Origin of the sequence: Rhizobium sp. TH135, from assembly GCF_002855515.1 — a bacterium.
Taxonomy (GTDB): domain Bacteria; phylum Pseudomonadota; class Alphaproteobacteria; order Rhizobiales; family Rhizobiaceae; genus Allorhizobium.
Genome location: NZ_PKRP01000001.1, coordinates 904,042 through 922,464, shown reverse-complemented (window position 1 = coordinate 922,464; position 18,423 = coordinate 904,042). Strand labels below are relative to the sequence as shown.

Annotated in this window: 17 protein-coding genes; 10 read left to right on the top strand and 7 right to left on the bottom strand. The window is 61.0% G+C overall.

Annotated features, from left to right (window positions below):
* Nucleotides 1–103 precede the first annotated feature (103 nt).
* Nucleotides 104–1,081, top strand: coding sequence for a LysR family transcriptional regulator (locus tag C0V73_RS04390; protein WP_102018740.1), 978 nt, complete (start codon nucleotides 104–106; stop codon nucleotides 1,079–1,081).
* A gap of 117 nt (nucleotides 1,082–1,198) precedes the next feature.
* On the opposite strand, the gene C0V73_RS04385 is transcribed toward C0V73_RS04390, so the two are convergent.
* From C0V73_RS04385 to C0V73_RS04360, 6 genes are all read right to left on the bottom strand, one after another.
* Nucleotides 1,199–2,509, bottom strand: coding sequence for an extracellular solute-binding protein (locus C0V73_RS04385; protein ID WP_102018739.1), 1,311 nt, complete (start codon nucleotides 2,507–2,509; stop codon nucleotides 1,199–1,201).
* 76 nt (nucleotides 2,510–2,585) lie between these two features.
* Complete coding sequence (locus C0V73_RS04380; protein WP_102018738.1) at nucleotides 2,586–3,437, bottom strand: carbohydrate ABC transporter permease; 852 nt, start codon at nucleotides 3,435–3,437, stop codon at nucleotides 2,586–2,588.
* Nucleotides 3,434–4,315, bottom strand: coding sequence for a sugar ABC transporter permease (locus tag C0V73_RS04375; RefSeq protein ID WP_102018737.1), 882 nt, complete (start codon nucleotides 4,313–4,315; stop codon nucleotides 3,434–3,436). The genes C0V73_RS04380 and C0V73_RS04375 overlap by 4 nt, the downstream gene beginning before the upstream one ends.
* Nucleotide 4,316: 1 nt before the next feature.
* On the bottom strand, nucleotides 4,317–5,414 hold the full coding sequence (ugpC, locus tag C0V73_RS04370; protein ID WP_102018736.1) for a sn-glycerol-3-phosphate ABC transporter ATP-binding protein UgpC: 1,098 nt from the start codon (nucleotides 5,412–5,414) through the stop codon (nucleotides 4,317–4,319).
* Between the two features lie 27 nt (nucleotides 5,415–5,441).
* Entirely contained in the window at nucleotides 5,442–6,950 is a 1,509-nt protein-coding gene (locus C0V73_RS04365; protein WP_102018735.1) for an alpha-N-arabinofuranosidase, read from the bottom strand.
* Between the two features lie 114 nt (nucleotides 6,951–7,064).
* Entirely contained in the window at nucleotides 7,065–7,985 is a 921-nt protein-coding gene (locus tag C0V73_RS04360) for a metalloregulator ArsR/SmtB family transcription factor (protein WP_102018734.1), read from the bottom strand.
* 242 nt (nucleotides 7,986–8,227) lie between these two features.
* On the opposite strand from C0V73_RS04360, the gene C0V73_RS04355 reads away from it, so the two are divergent.
* The 3 genes from C0V73_RS04355 to C0V73_RS04345 are packed head-to-tail and all read left to right on the top strand — an operon-like array spanning nucleotide 8,228 to nucleotide 11,055.
* Complete coding sequence (locus tag C0V73_RS04355) at nucleotides 8,228–9,289, top strand: aromatic ring-hydroxylating dioxygenase subunit alpha (RefSeq protein WP_102018733.1); 1,062 nt, start codon at nucleotides 8,228–8,230, stop codon at nucleotides 9,287–9,289.
* Nucleotides 9,290–9,295: 6 nt separating this feature from the next.
* A complete protein-coding gene (locus C0V73_RS04350; protein WP_102018732.1) occupies nucleotides 9,296–10,039 on the top strand; it encodes a GntR family transcriptional regulator in 744 nt (247 codons plus the stop codon).
* Nucleotides 10,040–10,071: 32 nt separating this feature from the next.
* Complete coding sequence (locus C0V73_RS04345; protein WP_102018731.1) at nucleotides 10,072–11,055, top strand: PDR/VanB family oxidoreductase; 984 nt, start codon at nucleotides 10,072–10,074, stop codon at nucleotides 11,053–11,055.
* A gap of 21 nt (nucleotides 11,056–11,076) precedes the next feature.
* On the opposite strand, the gene C0V73_RS04340 is transcribed toward C0V73_RS04345, so the two are convergent.
* Entirely contained in the window at nucleotides 11,077–12,093 is a 1,017-nt protein-coding gene (locus C0V73_RS04340) for a LacI family DNA-binding transcriptional regulator (RefSeq protein ID WP_102018730.1), read from the bottom strand.
* Between the two features lie 136 nt (nucleotides 12,094–12,229).
* Here C0V73_RS04340 and C0V73_RS04335 point away from each other — a divergent pair, with 136 nt between their 5' ends.
* From C0V73_RS04335 to ugpC (C0V73_RS04310), 6 genes are all read left to right on the top strand, one after another.
* On the top strand, nucleotides 12,230–13,273 hold the full coding sequence (locus C0V73_RS04335) for a Gfo/Idh/MocA family oxidoreductase (RefSeq protein ID WP_102018729.1): 1,044 nt from the start codon (nucleotides 12,230–12,232) through the stop codon (nucleotides 13,271–13,273).
* A 4-nt stretch (nucleotides 13,274–13,277) separates the two neighbouring features.
* Nucleotides 13,278–14,180: a sugar phosphate isomerase/epimerase gene (locus tag C0V73_RS04330; RefSeq protein WP_102018728.1), complete on the top strand. Its 903-nt coding sequence runs from the start codon at nucleotides 13,278–13,280 to the stop codon at nucleotides 14,178–14,180.
* Nucleotides 14,181–14,242: 62 nt separating this feature from the next.
* Nucleotides 14,243–15,478: a sugar ABC transporter substrate-binding protein gene (locus C0V73_RS04325; RefSeq protein ID WP_102018727.1), complete on the top strand. Its 1,236-nt coding sequence runs from the start codon at nucleotides 14,243–14,245 to the stop codon at nucleotides 15,476–15,478.
* Nucleotides 15,479–15,619: 141 nt separating this feature from the next.
* Nucleotides 15,620–16,522 (top strand): sugar ABC transporter permease, encoded by a 903-nt coding sequence (locus tag C0V73_RS04320; RefSeq protein ID WP_102018726.1) that lies wholly within the window; start codon nucleotides 15,620–15,622, stop codon nucleotides 16,520–16,522.
* A complete protein-coding gene (locus C0V73_RS04315; protein ID WP_102018725.1) occupies nucleotides 16,519–17,346 on the top strand; it encodes a carbohydrate ABC transporter permease in 828 nt (275 codons plus the stop codon). The genes C0V73_RS04320 and C0V73_RS04315 overlap by 4 nt, the downstream gene beginning before the upstream one ends.
* On the top strand, nucleotides 17,343–18,422 hold the full coding sequence (ugpC, locus tag C0V73_RS04310; RefSeq protein WP_102018724.1) for a sn-glycerol-3-phosphate ABC transporter ATP-binding protein UgpC: 1,080 nt from the start codon (nucleotides 17,343–17,345) through the stop codon (nucleotides 18,420–18,422). The genes C0V73_RS04315 and ugpC (C0V73_RS04310) overlap by 4 nt, the downstream gene beginning before the upstream one ends.
* The last annotated feature ends 1 nt before the right edge of the window (nucleotide 18,423 follow it).

The window sequence follows — 18,423 nt, the reverse complement described above, 5'->3', positions numbered from 1 at the left end:
CCGTTCTTTTCGCGTCAGACCGGATCCTTCCCAATGATCAGACTATATAGGTGCCCGGGCCATCTGTTGATAAAATTGCTTATGTCCCATATAGCATATTGCTATGAAGATAGATGAGCGCCATCTGGTTCAGCTTGCTGCCGTCGCCGAAACCGGAGGCGTGACGGAAGGTGCCGCCATGCTCGGCATGACCCAGCCGGCGGTATCACGCACCCTCTCGATGCTGGAGCGACGGGTGGGGGAGCCGCTGTTCATTCCGGGCAAGCGGCCCCTGCAGTTGACGCCACTGGGACAGCAGCTTGCCATCCAGGGGCGCTCGATCCTCGGCGCCTCGCGCAAGGCGGTCGAGATCGTCAGAAGTTTTCAGTCGGGGACTGCCGGGCGGATCAAGGTGGGCGGCGTTCCCTTCTTCATGGATGCGGTGATCTCGCAGATGATCGCCTCCTTCCAGCTTCGTGAGCGCGACATCATGGTCGAGCAATCCTACGGCAATCTGCCGGATCTGCTCACCGAGCTTGATTCCAGCCAGATCGACTTGGCGATCACGCCGATCGGCAGCACGGATCTCAAGACCGACTTCGAGTTCCAGCCGATCTTGCCGGGCCGCAATGTCCTCACCTGTGCTGTTGGTCACCCGCTCTTGCGCAAGCGACGCCTGAGCATCGAGGATATTCTCGCCTATCCCTGGGTCGCGCCGCTGCCGGGCTCGCCGCTGGTACTCGACCTGCACAACATCCTGATCACGCTCGGGATCAGCGAGCTGTCCGTCCGCTATTCCGGCGGATCGCTGCTTTCCGTGGTGAACTACATCGCGTCGACCGATGCGCTGGCGATCCTGCCGCATTCGGTGGTCTTCTCCTTCAAAGGCGAGAACAAGATCTCGATCGTGCCCGTCGATATCCCGCAGCCCGAACGTACGCTGGGCATCATCACCAAGCGGAAGACCTTTCCCAATCCGGCCCGCCGGAAGTTTCAGGACCACATCGTCCGTGAATTTACCGATCTGAAGAAGGTCATCGAGCGACACGAGAAGTCAATCATGTGGGGTCAGGGGCCGTTTCTGCCGGAGCGGGACCGCTGAAGGTCGGGCAGGTGCGGTAAAACGAGTTCCTCCGATCTATCTGTCGCACCAAAAAGGCCCCACACACCGGAGTGTGCAGGGCAGGCCAGGGAGGCCTTGGGGGAGTTTTATCTCCGATCAGATGTCGGCGAGCAGATCGTTGATGCGGCTTTCTGCCGATGTCAGCGCTTCGTCGACTGGCTTGTCGCCATTGACGGCCGCGCCGACTTCCTCGCCGATGATGTCCTGGATGGCGAACTGACGCTGGACTTCAGCCGGCAGCGAGCGACCGGTCTGGGCGATTTCTGCGATGTTGTCGCGATGCGGCAGGGACTTGAACTCGGCCATGTCGAAGACAGCCTTGGCCGCCGGCAGGTGACCCGTGCGGGCCCACTGAAAGTCGTTCTCGGCCAGGAACTTGAAGAGCTTGCCGATGGCTTCCACCTGTTCCGGTGTGCGGTCCTTCTTCGGCATGACCCAGCTGTGGCCATCCGCATAGGTGCTGTCCTGCGCCGGGAAGAGTTGCGGGACCGGGTAGACCGTGTAGCCGTTCGACAGGGCCGTGCCTTCCTTTTCGGACTGGGCGACATAATCGCCGATCAGCCAGGTGCCGTTGACGGCAATGCCGCCCTCGCCATTGGCGAAGCCCGAAACGGCTGCGGCGTAGTCGAGACCGGTCGTCGAGATACCTTCGTCCTTCGTTGCCTTCATCAGTTCGACCGCCGCCTTGGCTTCCGGCGTGTTCAGCTTGATCGATGTCGGATCGGCGAAGAAATCGGCATTCTGCTGCTGCAGCAGCGTGTAGAGGATGCGCGTGTAGGACGCCGTCTCATTGGCCATGATCTGGATGAGGTAGGGCTTGCCGGTCTTTTCGGTGAACTGCTTGCCCTGCGCGATCAGCTCCTCGCCGGAGGTCGGCAGGATCGGCGTGCCATCCGCGTTGACCAGACCGGCTTCCTTCATCAGGTTCAGGTTGACGTGGAAGAGCATGGTCCAGTTGTCGAAGGGCAGGCCGAAGAGCTGTCCTTCCTTGGTCACGCCGTTGCGGCCTGCATCGGTGAAGCTGTCGGGTGCGATGCCCTGAGCGGCGAGCACTTCGTCGATCGGCTCGATCAGGCCACGGCTCTGGTAGTCCGAGATCGCGGAGTAATGCATCGAGACGACGTCGGGTGCAGCACCTGAGGCGAGCTGGGCGTTCAGCTGGTCATAACCCGGCCATTCGACCGTGGTCACGTTGACGTCGATATCCGGATTGTCGGCTTCGAACTTGTTGACGAGCGCGGTGATGATGCCGCATTCGCCAACCGCGGCTGAGACATCCGTGACGTTGCCATATTCCGCTTCGCAAGCGCCGAAGAAGCGCTGCAACTCGATCTTCGTCTGCTCTTGTGCCGATGCGCCCTGGCTCAGCGCGATCATGGCGACAGTCGTCAGTAGAATGCGTTTCATGATGTCTCACTCCCTTATGTCGGGCTGATTGCCCTGTTGAACAAAGCCGGCCGGCTCCTCTCCGGCCGGGTAGGCTTCACTTCACCGCGCCACCAGAAACGGCGGTTACGATGTGTTTCTGGAAGATCACGTAGACGATGAGCGCGGGTACGCTGGCAAACACAGCCTGCGCGGCGAGAAAGCCCAGACCCTCGCTCTGGGCAAAGTTCGACTGAGACGAGGCAAGGCCGACCGTCAGCGTGTACATTTCTTTCCGGGTCGCCGAGATCAGCGGCCACCAGTAGTCGTTCCAGCCATGCAGGAAGGTGAAAATGCCGAGGGTCGCCTGGGCGGGCAGTGTCTGCGGCAGCATGACCTTCCAGAAGATCCGCCATTGTGAGGCGTTGTCGAGCAGCGCTGCTTCGTCGATCTCCTTGGGGATTGCCCGAAAGAACTGCGTCATCAGGAAGACCCCGAAGGCGCCCGATAGACCCGGCAGCATCAGGCCGAGATAGGTGTTGTGCAGACCGAACCAGTTGAACATCTGGTGGCGGGCGATGATGACCGCCTGTTCGGGTACTGCGAGACCGAACAGCACGATGATGAACAGAGTGCGGCGGAATGGAAACTCGAGGCGCGCAAAGCCATAGCCTGCGAGGGAAGACAGGATCAGCACCAGCAGCGTCTGGCCGGTTGCGACGACGAGGCTGTTGAAGAACCAGCCAAAGACCTGGGATGAGTGCCAGATGTTCAGGTAGTTCGCGATCGTATAGGGCGCGCGGAAAACCGAATCCGTGCCGATCATCAAATCCTGGTTGCTCTTGATCGAGAGGCCGACCAGCCAGGCCACCGGCGCCATCATGACGACGGACAAGAGGGCGGCTCCCCAGAGCAGCGAGCGGTTGGCGGTCAGGACTTCCGGCTTGTAGGTGTCGTTCGACCGGTTCATGCGCCGTCCTCCGTCTTGCGCGAGGACACGACATATTGCGCCATGGCCGCGACGAGGATGATGAGGAAGAGATACTGCGAGGCGGCTGCCGCACGGCCGACGTCCCAGCGGACGAAGCCGACTTCGTAGATGTACATCACGAGCGGACGCGAGGATCCGTTCGGGCCGCCATTGGTCATCAGCTGCGCCTGGCCGAAGAGCTGGAACTGGAAGACAGTCTGGATGATCGTCACCAGCATAATGGTGCGGGCGATCGAGGGCAGGGTGATGCGGGTGAGCACGCGCCAGCGGCTGGCATTGTCGAGCGCCGCTGCTTCGTAGAGGTCCTGCGGCACTTGCTGGAGGGCGGCAAGGAAGAGCATCATCGGCAGGCCGATGCACCACCAGACGGTCGCGACGCCAACGGCAAAGAGTGACCAGCCTTTGGTCGAGATGAAGTTGATCTGGTCGATCCCTGCCTGCGCAAAGAGCACGGACAGGAGGCCGTCACTGGGAATGAAGACGAAGCGCCAGATCAAGGTGACGATGGTGACCGACAGCACCGACGAGGAAAAGAACAGGCCGCGGAAGAAACTCGTGGTGCGTGTCGTGCGGTTGAGCGCCAGCGCCAGGAACAAGCCCAAGGCGACCAGCGTGGGCACGCTTACCACCACAAACAGGATGGTGTTGCGAAGCGCCTGCAGGAATACGGCATCACCGGCGACCCTGATGTAGTTGGTCAGGCCGACGAAGCGACCGGGGCCGAACAGGTCGACCTTGTGCAGGCTCAGCCACATGCCCCAGATCAGCGGAAACACGAGCAGGGCGATGAAGACCAGCAGATAAGGCAGGATGAAGAGCCCATTGCTCCACTGGCTGCGGCGATAACTCTCGGCCATGTCAGTCCGCCTCCTTGAAGAAGGCACGGCCGTCGGCACCGAAGAGATGAAAAGCCTTGGGGTCGAGAGAGAGCATCAGCCGATCACCGGCCTTGATCAGCGAGCGGCCGTCGGCTTCCACGACGAACTTGCTGCCATCATCGAGCACGCCATAGACGAGCGAGCGATCGCCGAGCCGCTCGACGACTTCTGCAGTTAGCGGCACACCGGCGCCGCCATCGGTGAGGACCGTGATGTCTTCTGCGCGAATGCCGATCGTCGCCCCTTCCGATGGCGTGCCGGCGGGGACTTGGAAGCCCGTTTCGACGGGTCCCAGACCAGCCGTGCTTACCGCCAGGCCGGTGCTGCCCTGCATCCAGCCGGTGACGGGCAGGAAGTTCATGGCCGGTGAGCCGATAAAGCTCGCGACGAATTTGCTGGCGGGCCGCTGATAGACATCCATCGGCGTGCCGATCTGTTCGATCTTGCGCGCGTTCATGATGACGATCCGGTCGGCCAACGTCATCGCCTCCACCTGGTCGTGGGTGACGAAGATCATCGTCGAGCCGAGACGGTGGTGGAGTTGTGCCAGTTCGAGGCGTGTGCGGCCACGTAGCGCCGCATCGAGGTTCGACAGCGGTTCATCGAACAGGAAAGCCTTGGGCTCCTTGACGATGGCACGACCGATCGCCACGCGCTGGCGCTGTCCGCCGGAGAGCTTCTGCGGCTTGCGGTCGAGCAGGTGCCCGATCTCGAGCGTTTCTGCGGCGGCAAGCACGCGGGCCTCGATCTCGTCCTTTCGCATCCCTATGTTTTCGAGACCGAAGGACATGTTCTGTTTCACCGTCATATGCGGATAAAGCGCATAAGACTGGAAGACCATGGCGACACCACGCTTGCCGGGTGGCAATGTGTCTACGCGGCTGCCGCTCACCGAAATGGTGCCGGAGGTCACATCCTCCAGACCGGCGATCATACGGAGCAGGGTGGACTTCCCGCAGCCCGAAGGCCCCAGGAAGACCACGAATTCCCCCGCCTCGATGGACAGTGAAATGTCCTCGAGTACTGTCAATGCGCCGTAGCGCTTGGTGACGTTGTCAATTTCAATCGAAGCCGACATGGTTTCTCCTCCCCGTCGTCGATTGGGTTACTGGCCGAGCCGGATCATCCGGTAGCTGAGCGGGGCGATCTCTGCCGTGAGGCGACCGCCCTCGACGGCAACTCCGCTGCCATCGACCGGCGCAACCGTCTGTTTGTCCGGGTCGTTCACATCCTTCAGCGCATGGCCGGTGAGGACTTTGTCCATGATCACCTTTCGATCGCCGAAGCCTTCGAGCGCGACATCAAGAGCGATGGCGTCAGTCTCGTGGCGGTTGACGATGAAGAGAGTGAGCGCGCCGTCGGTGTCACTCTCGACGGCAGAGACGTCGAGATAGGGAACGGCGTCTGCAAATTCGGTCGAATAACCAGGGCAGTCGATCGGCAGCTGGTAGGAGGTGCCGCGGCCATAACGCGAGGCGAAGAGGTAAGGGTAGTAGGTCGTCTGGCGCCAGGCCGGGCCGCCGGGCACGGTCATGATCGGCGCGATGACGTTGACGAGCTGCGCGAGGCAGCCGACCTTCACGACATCGGCACGTCGGATGAAGGTGTTGAGGATGCAGCCGACCTGCAGCACGTCCTCAAAATTGTAGATGTCTTCCAAGAGTTCCGGCGCATGCGGCCAGCCATCACGGCCTTCCAGAACCTTCCGGTCGGCTTCGTTGGAATGGTACCAGACGTTCCACTCGTCGAAGCTGATATAGACGTCCTTCTTCGAGCGCTTCTTCGCCTTGGTGACGCGGATGACGGATGCGATGGTCTCGATGTAGTCGTCCAGGCGGGCGTTCTGCGCCAGATAGGCTGCGGTGTCGCCAGCGTGGTTCTCGAAATACATGTGCAGGCTGATGTAATCGACGCTGTCATAGGTGTAGTCGAGAACGGTCGCTTCCCAAGCCGGGTAGGTCGGCATCTTGGGAGAGGAGGAGCCGCAAACGACGAGTTCGATCGACTTGTCGAAGGCGCGCATGGCCTTGGCGGTCTCGAAGGCGACCCGGCCATATTCCTCGGCGGTCTTCTGGCCGATTTGCCAGGGACCGTCCATCTCGTTGCCGAGGCACCAGAGCTTGACGTCCCAGGGCTCTTCGCGTCCGTTCTTGCGGCGCAGATCCGACCAGTAGCTGCCGCCCGGATGATTGACGTATTCGAGGAAGGCGCGGGCTTCATCCAGACCACGTGAGCCGAGGTTCACGGCCAGCATCATTTCCGTGTTGGCGGCCTTGGCCCAGTCGGCGAATTCGTGGATGCCTACCTGGTTGGATTCCGAGGTGTGCCAGGCGAGGTCGAGGCGGACCGGGCGGTCTTCCTTCGGGCCGATGCCGTCTTCCCAGTTGTAGGCCGAAACGAAGTTGCCGCCGGGATAGCGCACGACGGGAACATCGAGTTCGCGCACGAGATCGATGACGTCCTGGCGCATGCCGTTTGCGTCGGCAGTCGGGTGATCGGGCTCATAGATGCCGGTGTAGACCGCGCGGCCGAGATGCTCGACGAAGGATCCATAGAGGCGCGGATCGATCGTGCTGATTTTATAGTCGCGGTGAACGGTGCCGACAGCCCGCATGTTTATTTCCTCCGTATATATCCGTTTATCGGATATCTATCATAATTGGCGATATGATACACGGGATCGTCCGGAGGTCAATCCGGCAATATGCAGGGAAAAATCGAGGGTCGTTCAGGTCTTGATGCGCAGGACGATGTCCTGGTCATAGTTGCCGAAGCCGCGGCCGAAGATGTTGATTCCGCCGGGATGTTCTGCCTTTTCCGGCACCTCGATCCTGACGCGGATCGAGCGGTGGTCGAGCAATTCCAGGTCTTCAAGCGTGGCATCGGAAACCCGCATGCCGTCGATGAAGGTGCCGCCTTCCGTGACACGGAAACTTTTCAGCACCCCATATTGGCTGCCCCGAAGCTTCCACCAATCGGGCGTGAACTTGCCGCGCCGGTCGCCGAAATCGCCGGGCGATGTCCAGGTCGCCACCGCCTTGCCATTGATCGAAATGGTGATGTCCGAGGGCCAGTTGTCGGAGGTGCCGGGGACCTCGGAGGAGAGCTCCATGAGCAGTTCCAGTTCGCGGATCGGCGCGCCTTTAATCCTGGCGTTGTTGGGGAACTGATAGTCCACGTAGCCCCTGGTAAACCAGAGAAGTCCGGCTTTCATGCGGTCCGGTGAGAGGAAAGTGTCGGGGTTGTCTAGGTAGCCGATAATGGCGTCCGGCCCGCACATGCCGCAGGGGGCGTAGACCTCGTAGCCGCTGTAAAGGCCGACCGGCATCGCGACTTCGATCGCCTCGTCCGTTGCCTCGTTGGGGCGGGTAAAGGTCAGCACGATCTCGTCATGCACCGCGTGGCAAATCTTCTGGCTTCCCTTGCGCGCCTTCTGGACCTCGGTGCGAATGAGGCCGGCCTCTTCCATCTGGTTGAGATGGGTGGAGGTCGTCGACTGTGGCAGTTCCAGGACTTCGGCGATTTCGTTGACGTTGAGCGCGCCTCTAGCATGAAGCAGTTCCAGGATCGCAAGTCGCGCCGGCGCAGCCAGGCACTTGAGGACATCCTTGCCGTCTTCCGGCGTGATCATCAGAAAACGGCTGCTCAATTCGGTCCTCCCTGGATAGGTAATACGTATCAGATTTTCTGATTAAGACAAGTCTTTCGCTGCTGAGTTCAGGTGTCGGATCGTTCAGGGGGTCGGGTGACGACGGCGCTGCGCGCTGAATGCCATGTATACATTCGGTGAGATGGCGGCAGGCTCCGGCGCTCGATTTCGCGTATTTCGTGCAGATGATTGACATCCTGTATACAGTATGGCTCTCTGATCGCGATAGAGGAGGAGCTGTCATGTCCAAACCCACCTTTCCGCTGAATGCCTGGTATGCTGCAGCCTATGACGTGGAGCTGAAGCGCCAGCTGCTGCCGCGGACCATCTGCAACAAGCCAGTCGTGCTGTATCGCAAGGAGAATGGGACGCCGGTCGCACTCGCCGATGCCTGTTGGCACAGACTGGTGCCGCTGTCGCTCGGGCGCCTCGAAGGCGACAATGTGATCTGTGGCTATCACGGGCTCGAATATGACGAGACGGGCCGCTGTGTATACATGCCATCCCAGGACACCATCAATCCGTCGGCTTGCGTGAAGTCCTATCCGATTGCCGAGAAGCACCGCTTCATCTGGATCTGGCCCGGCGATCCGGCGCTTGCTGATCCGGCGCTCGTGCCCGACATGCATTGGAATCAGGATCCCGACTGGGCAGCCGATGGCAAGCTGATCGAGGTGAAGTGTGACTATCGCCTCGTCGTCGATAATCTGATGGACCTGACGCACGAAACCTTCGTGCATGGCTCTTCGATCGGCAATCGCGCTGTTGCCGAGGCGCCGTTCGAGGCGAGCCACTCAGACCGCTTCGCCTATATCACCCGCTGGATGGAAGACATCGACCCGCCGCCGTTCTGGCGCAAGCAGTTCGGTCGCCCGGGCAAAGTCGATCGCTGGCAGATCATCCGCTTCGAGGCGCCCTGCACCGTCACAATTGACGTAGGTGTTGCCGAAGCTGGAACCGGCGCCAAGCAGGGTGACCGCTCCAAGGGTGTAAACGGCTACGTTCTGAACACGATAACCCCGGCGACGGACAAGACCTGTCTCTATTTCTGGGCCTTTGCCCGCAACTATGACCTCGGCAACCAGGCGCGCACCCATGAGCTTCGCGAAGGGGTCGCCGGTGTGTTCCGTGAGGATGAAGAGGTGCTGGAGGCACAGCAGCGGGCGATCGAGGCCAATCCCGATCACCAGTTCTACAACCTCAACATCGATGCCGGCTCGATGTGGGCGCGCAAGTTGATCGATCGGATGATCGATGCCGAGTTGAAGCCCCAGGCTGGGCCACATGCGGTGGCGGCGGAGTAGTGTGGCATGAGTGCTGATCCGGACCGCGCTCCCAAACAACAAACGGCAAAGGCGCTGCTCGGCCTTCGCGATCTCATCCTGACGGGTGAGATCGAGCCTGGCGAGCGGTTGTCGGAGGTAGCGCTCGCGGAGCGTCTGTCCGTTTCGCGCACGCCGCTTCGCGCCGCGTTACAGCGGCTGGAGCAGGAGGGGCTGGTGACGCTCATCCCGTCCGGTGGTTATGCCGTGCGTTCGTTCAGCCGGCAGGAAGTGATCGACGCCATCGAGTTACGTGGCGTGCTTGAGGGCACCGCTGCGCGGCTTGCTGCCGAGCGGGGCGTGACGCCTGCGCGGATGAAGGCCATTCGCGAGGTTGTCGCGCAGCTTGATGAGGTGCTCGCGACCGAAGCCCATGCCATGGATTTCGAGCGCTACGAGACGCTGAATGGCAAATTCCATCGGCTGCTTTGGGATCTGGCTGGAAGCGAGGTCTTGCGGCGAGAGGTCGAGCGCATGACCAGCCTGCCTTTCGCCAGTCCGAATGCGTTCGTGAACACGGAAGCGGATGCGCCGGCCTTTTACCGCACGCTGGTCGTCGCGCAGGCGCAGCATAAGGCGATCGTTGCGGCGATCGAATTGCGCGAGGGCGCACGGGCGGAAGCGTTGGCACGCGAACATGCGCGGCTTGCGCGACAAAATCTCGATTTCGTGCTGGAGGAGCAGCCCGATCTGCGCCGGAAGGTTCTGGCGCTCGCCCTCATGGCGGGCTGATCGGGTCACCAAACATAGACTGGGAGGACTTCATGCGTTCCAAGCTGGAATGGCGTGCAGCGCGCGTCATATCGATCGAAAACCCGGCGGAGGATGTCCGGGCCGTGACCTTTGCGGTTGAGGGTCTCCGCTCTGCCTTCGATCCCGGGTCGCACACCAATATCAAGGTCGTCATCCGTGGTGAGCCGGCGATCCGTACCTATACGGTTCTGCCGAGTGCTCCCGGCACACTGAAGATCGCCGTCAAGCTGCACCCGAACAGCCGGGGTGGTTCGGCCTTTGTCTGGAGCCTCGCCATCGGCGACGAGACGGAAATGACAGAGCCGGAAAACCGCTTCGAGCTCTCCTGGCGGGCGTCGCGCTATCTGCTGATCGCCGGCGGCATCGGGATCACGCCGATCTACGGGATGGCGAAGGCGCTTGTCGCGCGCGGTCAGTCCGTGCGGCTGATCTATGGGGCCAAAAGTCGGGCGCAGATGGCTTTTGCTGAGGAGTTGCAGTCCCTGCTGGGCGAGGGCCTCGCAAGCTTCGTCCAGGATGAGGGGCAGGCCTTCGATCTCGAAGCCGAATTTGCCGCCCTGCCTGTCGATGGCGAGGCCTATATCTGCGGTCCTCATGGGCTTCTGGAGGCTGCGCGCAATACCTGGCGGGAAAGCGGCCGCTCGATGAGCCGCTTGCGCTTCGAAGTCTTCGGCGATAGCGGCCGGTTTGCCGAGCAGCCGTTCTCGGTCACTGTGCCGCAATATGGCCGGACCGTCGATGTCCGCGCCGACCAGACGATGCTGGATGCGCTGATGGAGGCGGGGATCGACATGGTCTACGACTGTCGTCGTGGCGAATGCGGTCTCTGCGCCGTCAACATCGTAAACGCCTCGACGCCGATCGATCATCGCGATGTGTTCTTCTCCCCCGAAGAGCGGCATGAAGGCGAGAAGATGTGCGCCTGCGTTTCGCGCGCGGTGGGCGGAACGGTCACGATCGATACGGGTTACCGTCAGGAAGCGCTGCGGGCCTGAGTGTTCAGCCCGCGCCGCTCCTCAACCGCTTTCCCCTTCGATAAGGGTCATCGGCCAAAGCCGACGGCGAACGGCCTCGGGATAATGCTGGGCAAGATCCGGCATGGTCGCCAGCAGGCTTTCTGCCAAGGCAACGCCGAGTGCCCTCAGATCCGGGCGGAAGCAGGTGAGGACCGGGTTCAGAAACTGCGCCTGGGGACTGTATTGGCCGATGACGGCAATGTCCTTGCCCGGCTTCAAGCCCACCTCCTGCAAGCCGCGATAGAAGCCGACCACGGTCGCCTCGTTCAACAGAATAATCGCGGAGGGACGTTCGCGTGATTTCATCACCTGCTGGGCGACATGATAGCCGCCCGGTTCGTTTGGCCCAGAGCGATAGATATGGGCGGCATCGAGCTCGAGCCCGTGCCGGGCAAGAACCACCCGGCAATGGTTTTCGAAGACGTGGCCAAGGTTGATGTCGCCATGCGGCCTGCTGATCGCAATCCGACGATGCCCCTTGGCGATCAGGCGTTCCAGCGCATCCTCGGCCATGCCTTCGAAGTCCAAATCGTACCAGGGTTGGCCGACATCGGTCTGGCTTCGCCCGAGTGTGATAAAGGGGATCTTTGTCTTGTGTAGAAGCTCGAAGCGAGGATCCTGGAAGCGCGTCGCAGACAGGATGATGCCGTCGACAAAGCCCCGGGCGACGATGCGCTTCAGATAGGCGTCCGGATCTTCTTCCGATGAACAGAGCAGCGCGACGAGGTCAAGCTGATGGCGCGCGAGCACGGTCTGAACGCCATCGAAGACGCGCATGAAGAAGGTGTCCCCTTGGCCGGTGATGTCGTGGCCCGTCTGCATCATGAAGCCGATGATGCCGGTTGCTCCCTTGCGCAGGGAGCGGCCCGCCTGGTTTGCCACATAGCCCAGTTGTTCAGCAGCTTCGAGCACGCGCCTGCGCGTCTCTTCGTTGACATCGGGCTTGCCGTTCAGCGCGCGAGACACCGTCCCGATCGATATGTCGAGATGTTCGGCCAGTTGCCGGATGCCCTTCATCAACCCCTCCGCTGAAACGCACGCCGTAATCGTTTACGAAATCTCTATTGACACATGGGCCGCCTCGTTCATAGTGTCGTAAACGTTTACGGGATGTGCGGGAGAGGAGTTCCGCTCATTCTTTGGGAGGATATCAGTGACTTCAAGGGCCGTTTTGTGCGGGTGCGGAGCTATGGCCAAAGGCTGGCTCCGAGCGCTTCAGTCTGCTTCTGACCTCAGCCGCGATGTCGAGATCGTAGGTCTCGTCGACCTCGATCTTTCGGTGGCGAAAGCGCTTGCAGCCGAATTTGGTCTCGAGAGCGTGGTGATCGATACGGATCTCGGATCCGTCATCGAGGCAACGCAGGCCGACATGCTGTTCGACGTGGTCGTGCCTGCGGCGCGCTTCGCTGTCGTTTCGACCGCGCTCAAGCTTGGCTGCCATGTCCTCTCCGAAAAGCCGCTTGCCACCTCCATGGATGAGGCGAAGGCATTGCTTACGCTCTCGGCAGAAACGGGACGGGTGCATGCCGTCGTCCAGAACCGCCGCTTCATTGCGGGCATCCGGCGCTTGCGCCGCGCCGTGGATGACGGACTGATCGGCGACGTCTCGGGCATCCACTGCGACTTCTTCATCGCCCCGCATTTCGGCGGGTTTCGTGAAGCCATGGACAATGTCCTGCTGCTCGACATGGCGATCCATACCTTTGACGCCGCTCGCTTCGTGTCCGGCAAGCAGCCGCTTTCGGTCTATTGCGTCGAGAGCAATCCGTCCGGCTCCTGGTATGCCCATGGCGCGTCGGCGAATGCCATTTTCAAGCTGTCGGGTGATGCCGTCTTCACCTATCGCGGCTCGTGGTGCGCCGAAGGGCGTCGCACCAGTTGGGAGAGCGCCTGGAGGCTGGTCGGCTCGAAGGGCATGATCACCTGGGACGGCGAGGAGACTTTCGAGGCGACGGTCGCCGGCAATGAGCCGGGCCTGCTGCGCGGTCAGCAAATCTTGCCCGTGCCGTTGGCGCCTGACGAGGACGAGACGCACGGACATCGGAGCGTGCTCGCCGAATTCATCGACGCGGTGAAGTCCGGGCGGAAGCCCGAGACTGTGAGCGACGACAATATCAAGAGCCTGTCCATGGTGTTCGGCGCAATCGAAAGCGCTCGAACCGGACTTCCCGTCAGCATTTCAGTCGAAGGACATTGAGCCCGTGAGCAATCCTGCAAAATCCATTCGTATCGGCACCATGGTCAGCGCCAGCAGCGGCAAGGCGGCCGAGCGGATCGGACAGATCGCCGATATGGGCTTCGAGAGCTTCGAGCCCTTCTTCTGGCAGACCACCAACGGTCAAAATCTCGCCGATCTCGGCAAGCGTTGCGTCGAGGCGATCGGTGATCGCGACATTACCATCTCGACACTCGGCATGTTCGGCAATCCGCTGGAAGAGACCGACATGGATATGCAGACCCTTCAGGGCTGGAAGGACTGTATCGACAACGCGCATCATTTCGGCGCGACCTGCGTCGCTGGGTTCACGGGGCGCATTCGTAACCGTCCACTGACGGAGAGCCTGCCGCGCTATCGCGAAATCTGGAGCGAGCTTGCCAAGCGGGCGGCGGACAAGGGCGTCAAGATCGCCTTCGAAAACTGCGCCATGGACGGCAACTGGCAGACCGGTGACTGGAACATCGCCCACAATCCTGACGCCTGGGAGCTGATCTTCAACGAGACGCCGGACGATCACATGGGGCTTGAGTGGGAACCGTGCCATCAGATGGTCTATCTGATCGACCCGATCCCGCAGATTCGCAAATGGGCGCACAAGTTTTTCCACGTGCATGGCAAGGACGCGACTATCCGCTGGGACGTGATCCGGGAGCATGGGGTTTTCGGAAAACACCCCTTCGTCTTCATGCGCACGCCTGGCTTCGGCGATACCAACTGGACCGATGTCATCTCGGAGCTTCGGCTCGCGGGCTGGTCCGGCTCGATCGATATCGAGGGCTGGCACGATCCCGTCTATCGCGACGCGCTGGAAATGACCGGCCAGGTGCATGGCCTCAACTATCTGAAGAATTGCCGGGGCGGGGATTTCGTCACCGATCCGCAATGAGACTGCCCGTCGGCTTGGAGGAAGCCGGCGAGACGACAAGGTCAAACCCTAAGGAGGAGAGCATGTCTATCAAGAATTGCCTGATGGCCGGCGCGCTGGCGCTGGCCTCCGTGTCCGGGCTCGCTGTGGCAGCCCATGCACAGGAAGAGGTCACCATCACCATCTGGAGCCTCGACAAGCCAGAGCAGCCGGCCTGGAATCTGGCCCGCGAATTCGACGAGAAGGAGCCGGGCATCAAGGTCGAGTATCGTCTCGTGCAGTTCGACGATGTCGTCAGCGAAGCGATGCGCGCCTATTCGACCGGTCAGGCGCCCGACATTATCGCCGTCGACAATCCGGAGCATGCGCTCTTTGCCTCGCGCGGCGCCTTCCTCGACCTGACGGACCGCATCGCCAAGTCCGAGGTCATCAAGCCGGCCAACTATTTCCCGGGCCCGCTCAATTCCGTCACCTGGGACGGCAAGCTGTTCGGCGTGCCGAAGGCGACCAATACGATTGCGCTCTACTACAATGCCGACATGTTCAAGGAGAAGGGGCTGGATCCCGACAAGCCGCCGCAGACCTGGGCAGAACTCATCGATGCTGCGCGCAAGCTGACAGATCCCGCGAAGAATGTTTACGGCCTCGCCTTCTCTGCCAAGGCCAGCGAAGAAGGTACATTCCAGTTCCTGCCCTGGGCGCAGATGGGCGGCGGTGGCTACGAGAAGATCAATGCCGATGGTGCGGTGAAGGCACTCGAAGCCTGGAAGACGATCATGGACGAGAAGCTCGCCTCGCCTGACAGCCTGACGCGCGGACAGTGGGATTCGACCGGCACCTTCAATTCCGGCAATGCAGCCATGGCGATCTCCGGTCCCTGGGAGCTGAACCGCATGTCGGATGAAGCAAAGTTCGACTGGCGTGTGACGCTTCTGCCGGTGCCGGAAGCCGGTGCCGAGCGCTCGTCCGCCATGGGCGATTTCAACTATGCGATCTTCTCGAACAGCAAACATCCCGAGGAAGCCTTCAAGGCCCTCGAATACTTTGCCTCGCAGGACAATGTGATGTTCGAGAAATACGGCCAGTTGCCGGCCCGCTCCGACATCACGCTGCCGGCAACCGGCAACGAAAGGAAGGACGCAGCGCTGAAGGTCTTCCAGGAGCAGCTGCAGTTCGCCAAGGCCCGTGGTCCACATCCGGAATGGCCGAAGATCTCCAAGGCGATCCAGGATGCCATCCAGAGTGCTCTCACCGGCCAGATGACGCCGAAGGAAGCGCTTGATCAGGCAGCTGAAACCATCGCTGCAGTCACCGGCTGACCAATCGGTAGGGATACTCTGCCCACGCCCCATGTGGGAAGAGGATCGCCTTACCTCGTCAACCTCCCGGAGGGCCGTCCTCGTTCCCCTAGTCGCGGGGGCGGCCCGACCGGAGATTTCCATCGCGATGCGGAGACCCTCATGCGCAAGATCCTGTCCAGCCTGACTGATGGCCGTGGTTTCGACATCGGCCTGGTCGGACTGCCGCTCGCCTTCCTCTTCGTCCTGTCTGGCCTGCCGCTGCTCTACAACGTGCTGATGAGCTTCCAGGAAGTCGATATGTTCTCTCTGGGCACCTTCTTTCGCCCCTTTGTCGGCTTCAAGAACTATGTCTCGCTGTTTGCCCAGCGGGAAACCTGGCCGATCTTCATCAATACCGCCATCTTTGTTGGCGCCTCGATTGCCGGCCAGTTTTTGATCGGGTTTTCCCTCGCGCTATTCTTCTGGACGAATTTTCCCGGCGCTTCCTGGCTGCGCGGGCTCTTCCTCGTCTCCTGGGTCATGCCAGGGCTTGTCGTCGGTGCGATCTGGAACCTGGTGCTGTCGGGCGATTTCGGGGTCCTGAACTTCTTCCTCCGGGAAACGGGCTTCATCTCGGAGAACATCTTCTGGCGCTCGGATCCGAATTATTCGCTCTGGGCCGTGATCATCGCCAATATCTGGCTCGGGACGTCCTTCAACATGATCCTGCTCTCGGTCGGTCTCTCCGGCATTCCAAAAGATCTTTACGAGGCGGCTGAACTCGACGGTGCCAATGTCTGGCAGCGCTTCTGGACGATTACGCTGCCGATGATGCGCTCCACGATCGGCGCGATCATCTCGCTCGGTCTGATCTTCACCCTGCAGCAGTTCGACCTCTTTGCCGCCATTACCTCCGGTGGGCCGAACAATGCGTCGAATGTCGCGCAGTACTGGGCCTGGGACCAGTCCTTCCGACAATATGATTTCGCCCGAGGTGCGACCATCTCCGTCATCATGATCGTCTTCGTGATGCTGGCGTCCGTCGTCTATGTACGCTCGACCCGGCAGGAGGTGCGAGGATGACCGAGACCTGGCGCAACCGGCTGATGCTGACGATCGCGATTGCGCTCGCAGCCATCTATCTTTTCCCGCTCTACTGGATGTACGTCACGGCGCTGAAGACCGGTTCGGCGATGTTTGCGACGCCGCCGAGCTTTTGGCCGAGCGATCCGCAATGGGGCACTTACGTGTATGTCTGGGAGAGCCGAAACCTCGCCCGCTATATGTGGAATTCGCTGATCATCGCCTTCGGCGCCGTGGCGCTGATCACGGTGCTCGGCACGGGCTGCGCCTATGTGCTTGCCCGTTATCGCAATGGCTGGATCGATGTTGGGCTTTTCCTCATCCTTATGCTGCAGGTTCTGCCAGCCTCGCTGATGATCACGCCGATCTTCGTTGGCTTCTCGCAATTCGGCATGCTGGAATATCCGCGGCTTGCCGTCATCATCGCGATTGCGGCGAAAAGCATGCCGTTCTTCGTCGTGCTGGTGCGCGCCACTTTCATGAGCGTGCCGATCGAGCTTGAGGAGGCAGCCCTTGTCGATGGCAATTCGCGGGTCGGCGCTTTCTTTCACATCGTGCTGCCGCTTGCCCGCAACGGCATCCTGGTGGCGGCCATCCTGATCTTCATGCAGGCCTTTGGCGAGTTCGTCTATTCGAAGTCGATCATTCAGGATGCCGAGTTCCAGCCGGCCAGCGTCGGGCTCAATTCCTTCATGGGGCCGAATACCAACGAGTGGAACAACATCATGGCGTTTGCCTCGATCTATGTGACGCCAATCCTCGCGGCCTTCGTTCTTCTGCAGCGCCGGATCGTCTCCGGGCTCACGTCTGGAGCTCTCAAATGACCCATCAGATCGAACTATCCGGCGTCAACAAACACTACGGTGCCTATCATGCGCTTCGCGACATCGACCTGAAGATCAAGAAGGGGTCGTTCGTGGCCCTGGTCGGTCCGTCCGGCTGTGGCAAGTCCACGCTTCTGCGGTCGCTTGCCGGTCTCGAAAGCATTTCGGCCGGTGACCTGGTGATCGCCGGCGAGCGAATGAACGGCGTCCCGCCGCGCAAGCGTGACCTTGCCATGGTCTTCCAGTCCTATGCGCTCTATCCGCACATGACGGTGGAAGAAAACCTCACCTATTCGCTGCGCATTCGCGGTGTGAAGAAGGCAGAGGCGAAGAAGGCGGCGGAAGAAGTTGCAGCAACGACGGGCTTGTCCAATCTCCTGCATCGTTATCCGCGCGAACTCTCCGGTGGCCAGCGCCAGCGGGTTGCGATGAGCCGGGCGATCATTCGGCATCCCAAGGCCTTCCTGTTCGACGAACCGCTCTCCAATCTCGACGCTGCGCTTCGTGTGCATATGCGCAAGGAGATCCGCTCGCTGCATGACCGGCTCGGTGCGACTTCCGTCTATGTCACTCATGACCAGATCGAGGCGATGACCATGGCGGATCGTGTCGTGGTCATGCGGCAAGGTGTTATCGAGCAGCAGGGCGCACCGCTGGAGCTCTATGACCGTCCGGTCAACAAATTCGTCGCCGGCTTCATCGGCTCGCCGGCAATGAACTTTATCCCGGCAACGGTGGGTGCTGACGGCAAGTCGCTGGTGCTCGATCTGGGTACGCCGCAGGTGATCGCTCTCGATCGCCCCGTTCCCACGGCTTCGAACCTGACCGTTGGCCTCAGACCCGAACATCTGCGGCTGGTGCCCGATGCCGAGGCGCAGCTCCGGCTTCCTGTCGGCATTGTCGAGAGCACGGGCTCGATGACCTATATCAGTTCCGCCAGCAAGCCGGAGATCAACGTCGTGGTCTCCGAGCGCCAGTCACTGAAGCATGGGGACATGATGTCGCTTGGCTTCGATCCGGCTCATCTGCACCTGTTCGACGCAGACAGCGAAAGGCGGATCGAGATCGTGGCGTGAT

Coding starts and splice junctions, on each gene's coding strand:
- C0V73_RS04390 (WP_102018740.1), top strand. CDS start 104: ATGAAGATAGATGAGCGCCATCTGGTTCAGCTTGCTGCCGTCGCCGAA.
- C0V73_RS04385 (WP_102018739.1), bottom strand. CDS start 2,509: ATGAAACGCATTCTACTGACGACTGTCGCCATGATCGCGCTGAGCCAG.
- C0V73_RS04380 (WP_102018738.1), bottom strand. CDS start 3,437: ATGAACCGGTCGAACGACACCTACAAGCCGGAAGTCCTGACCGCCAAC.
- C0V73_RS04375 (WP_102018737.1), bottom strand. CDS start 4,315: ATGGCCGAGAGTTATCGCCGCAGCCAGTGGAGCAATGGGCTCTTCATC.
- ugpC (WP_102018736.1), bottom strand. CDS start 5,414: ATGTCGGCTTCGATTGAAATTGACAACGTCACCAAGCGCTACGGCGCA.
- C0V73_RS04365 (WP_102018735.1), bottom strand. CDS start 6,950: ATGCGGGCTGTCGGCACCGTTCACCGCGACTATAAAATCAGCACGATC.
- C0V73_RS04355 (WP_102018733.1), top strand. CDS start 8,228: ATGTCCAAACCCACCTTTCCGCTGAATGCCTGGTATGCTGCAGCCTAT.
- C0V73_RS04350 (WP_102018732.1), top strand. CDS start 9,296: ATGAGTGCTGATCCGGACCGCGCTCCCAAACAACAAACGGCAAAGGCG.
- C0V73_RS04345 (WP_102018731.1), top strand. CDS start 10,072: ATGCGTTCCAAGCTGGAATGGCGTGCAGCGCGCGTCATATCGATCGAA.
- C0V73_RS04340 (WP_102018730.1), bottom strand. CDS start 12,093: ATGAAGGGCATCCGGCAACTGGCCGAACATCTCGACATATCGATCGGG.
- C0V73_RS04325 (WP_102018727.1), top strand. CDS start 14,243: ATGTCTATCAAGAATTGCCTGATGGCCGGCGCGCTGGCGCTGGCCTCC.
- C0V73_RS04320 (WP_102018726.1), top strand. CDS start 15,620: ATGCGCAAGATCCTGTCCAGCCTGACTGATGGCCGTGGTTTCGACATC.
- C0V73_RS04315 (WP_102018725.1), top strand. CDS start 16,519: ATGACCGAGACCTGGCGCAACCGGCTGATGCTGACGATCGCGATTGCG.
- ugpC (WP_102018724.1), top strand. CDS start 17,343: ATGACCCATCAGATCGAACTATCCGGCGTCAACAAACACTACGGTGCC.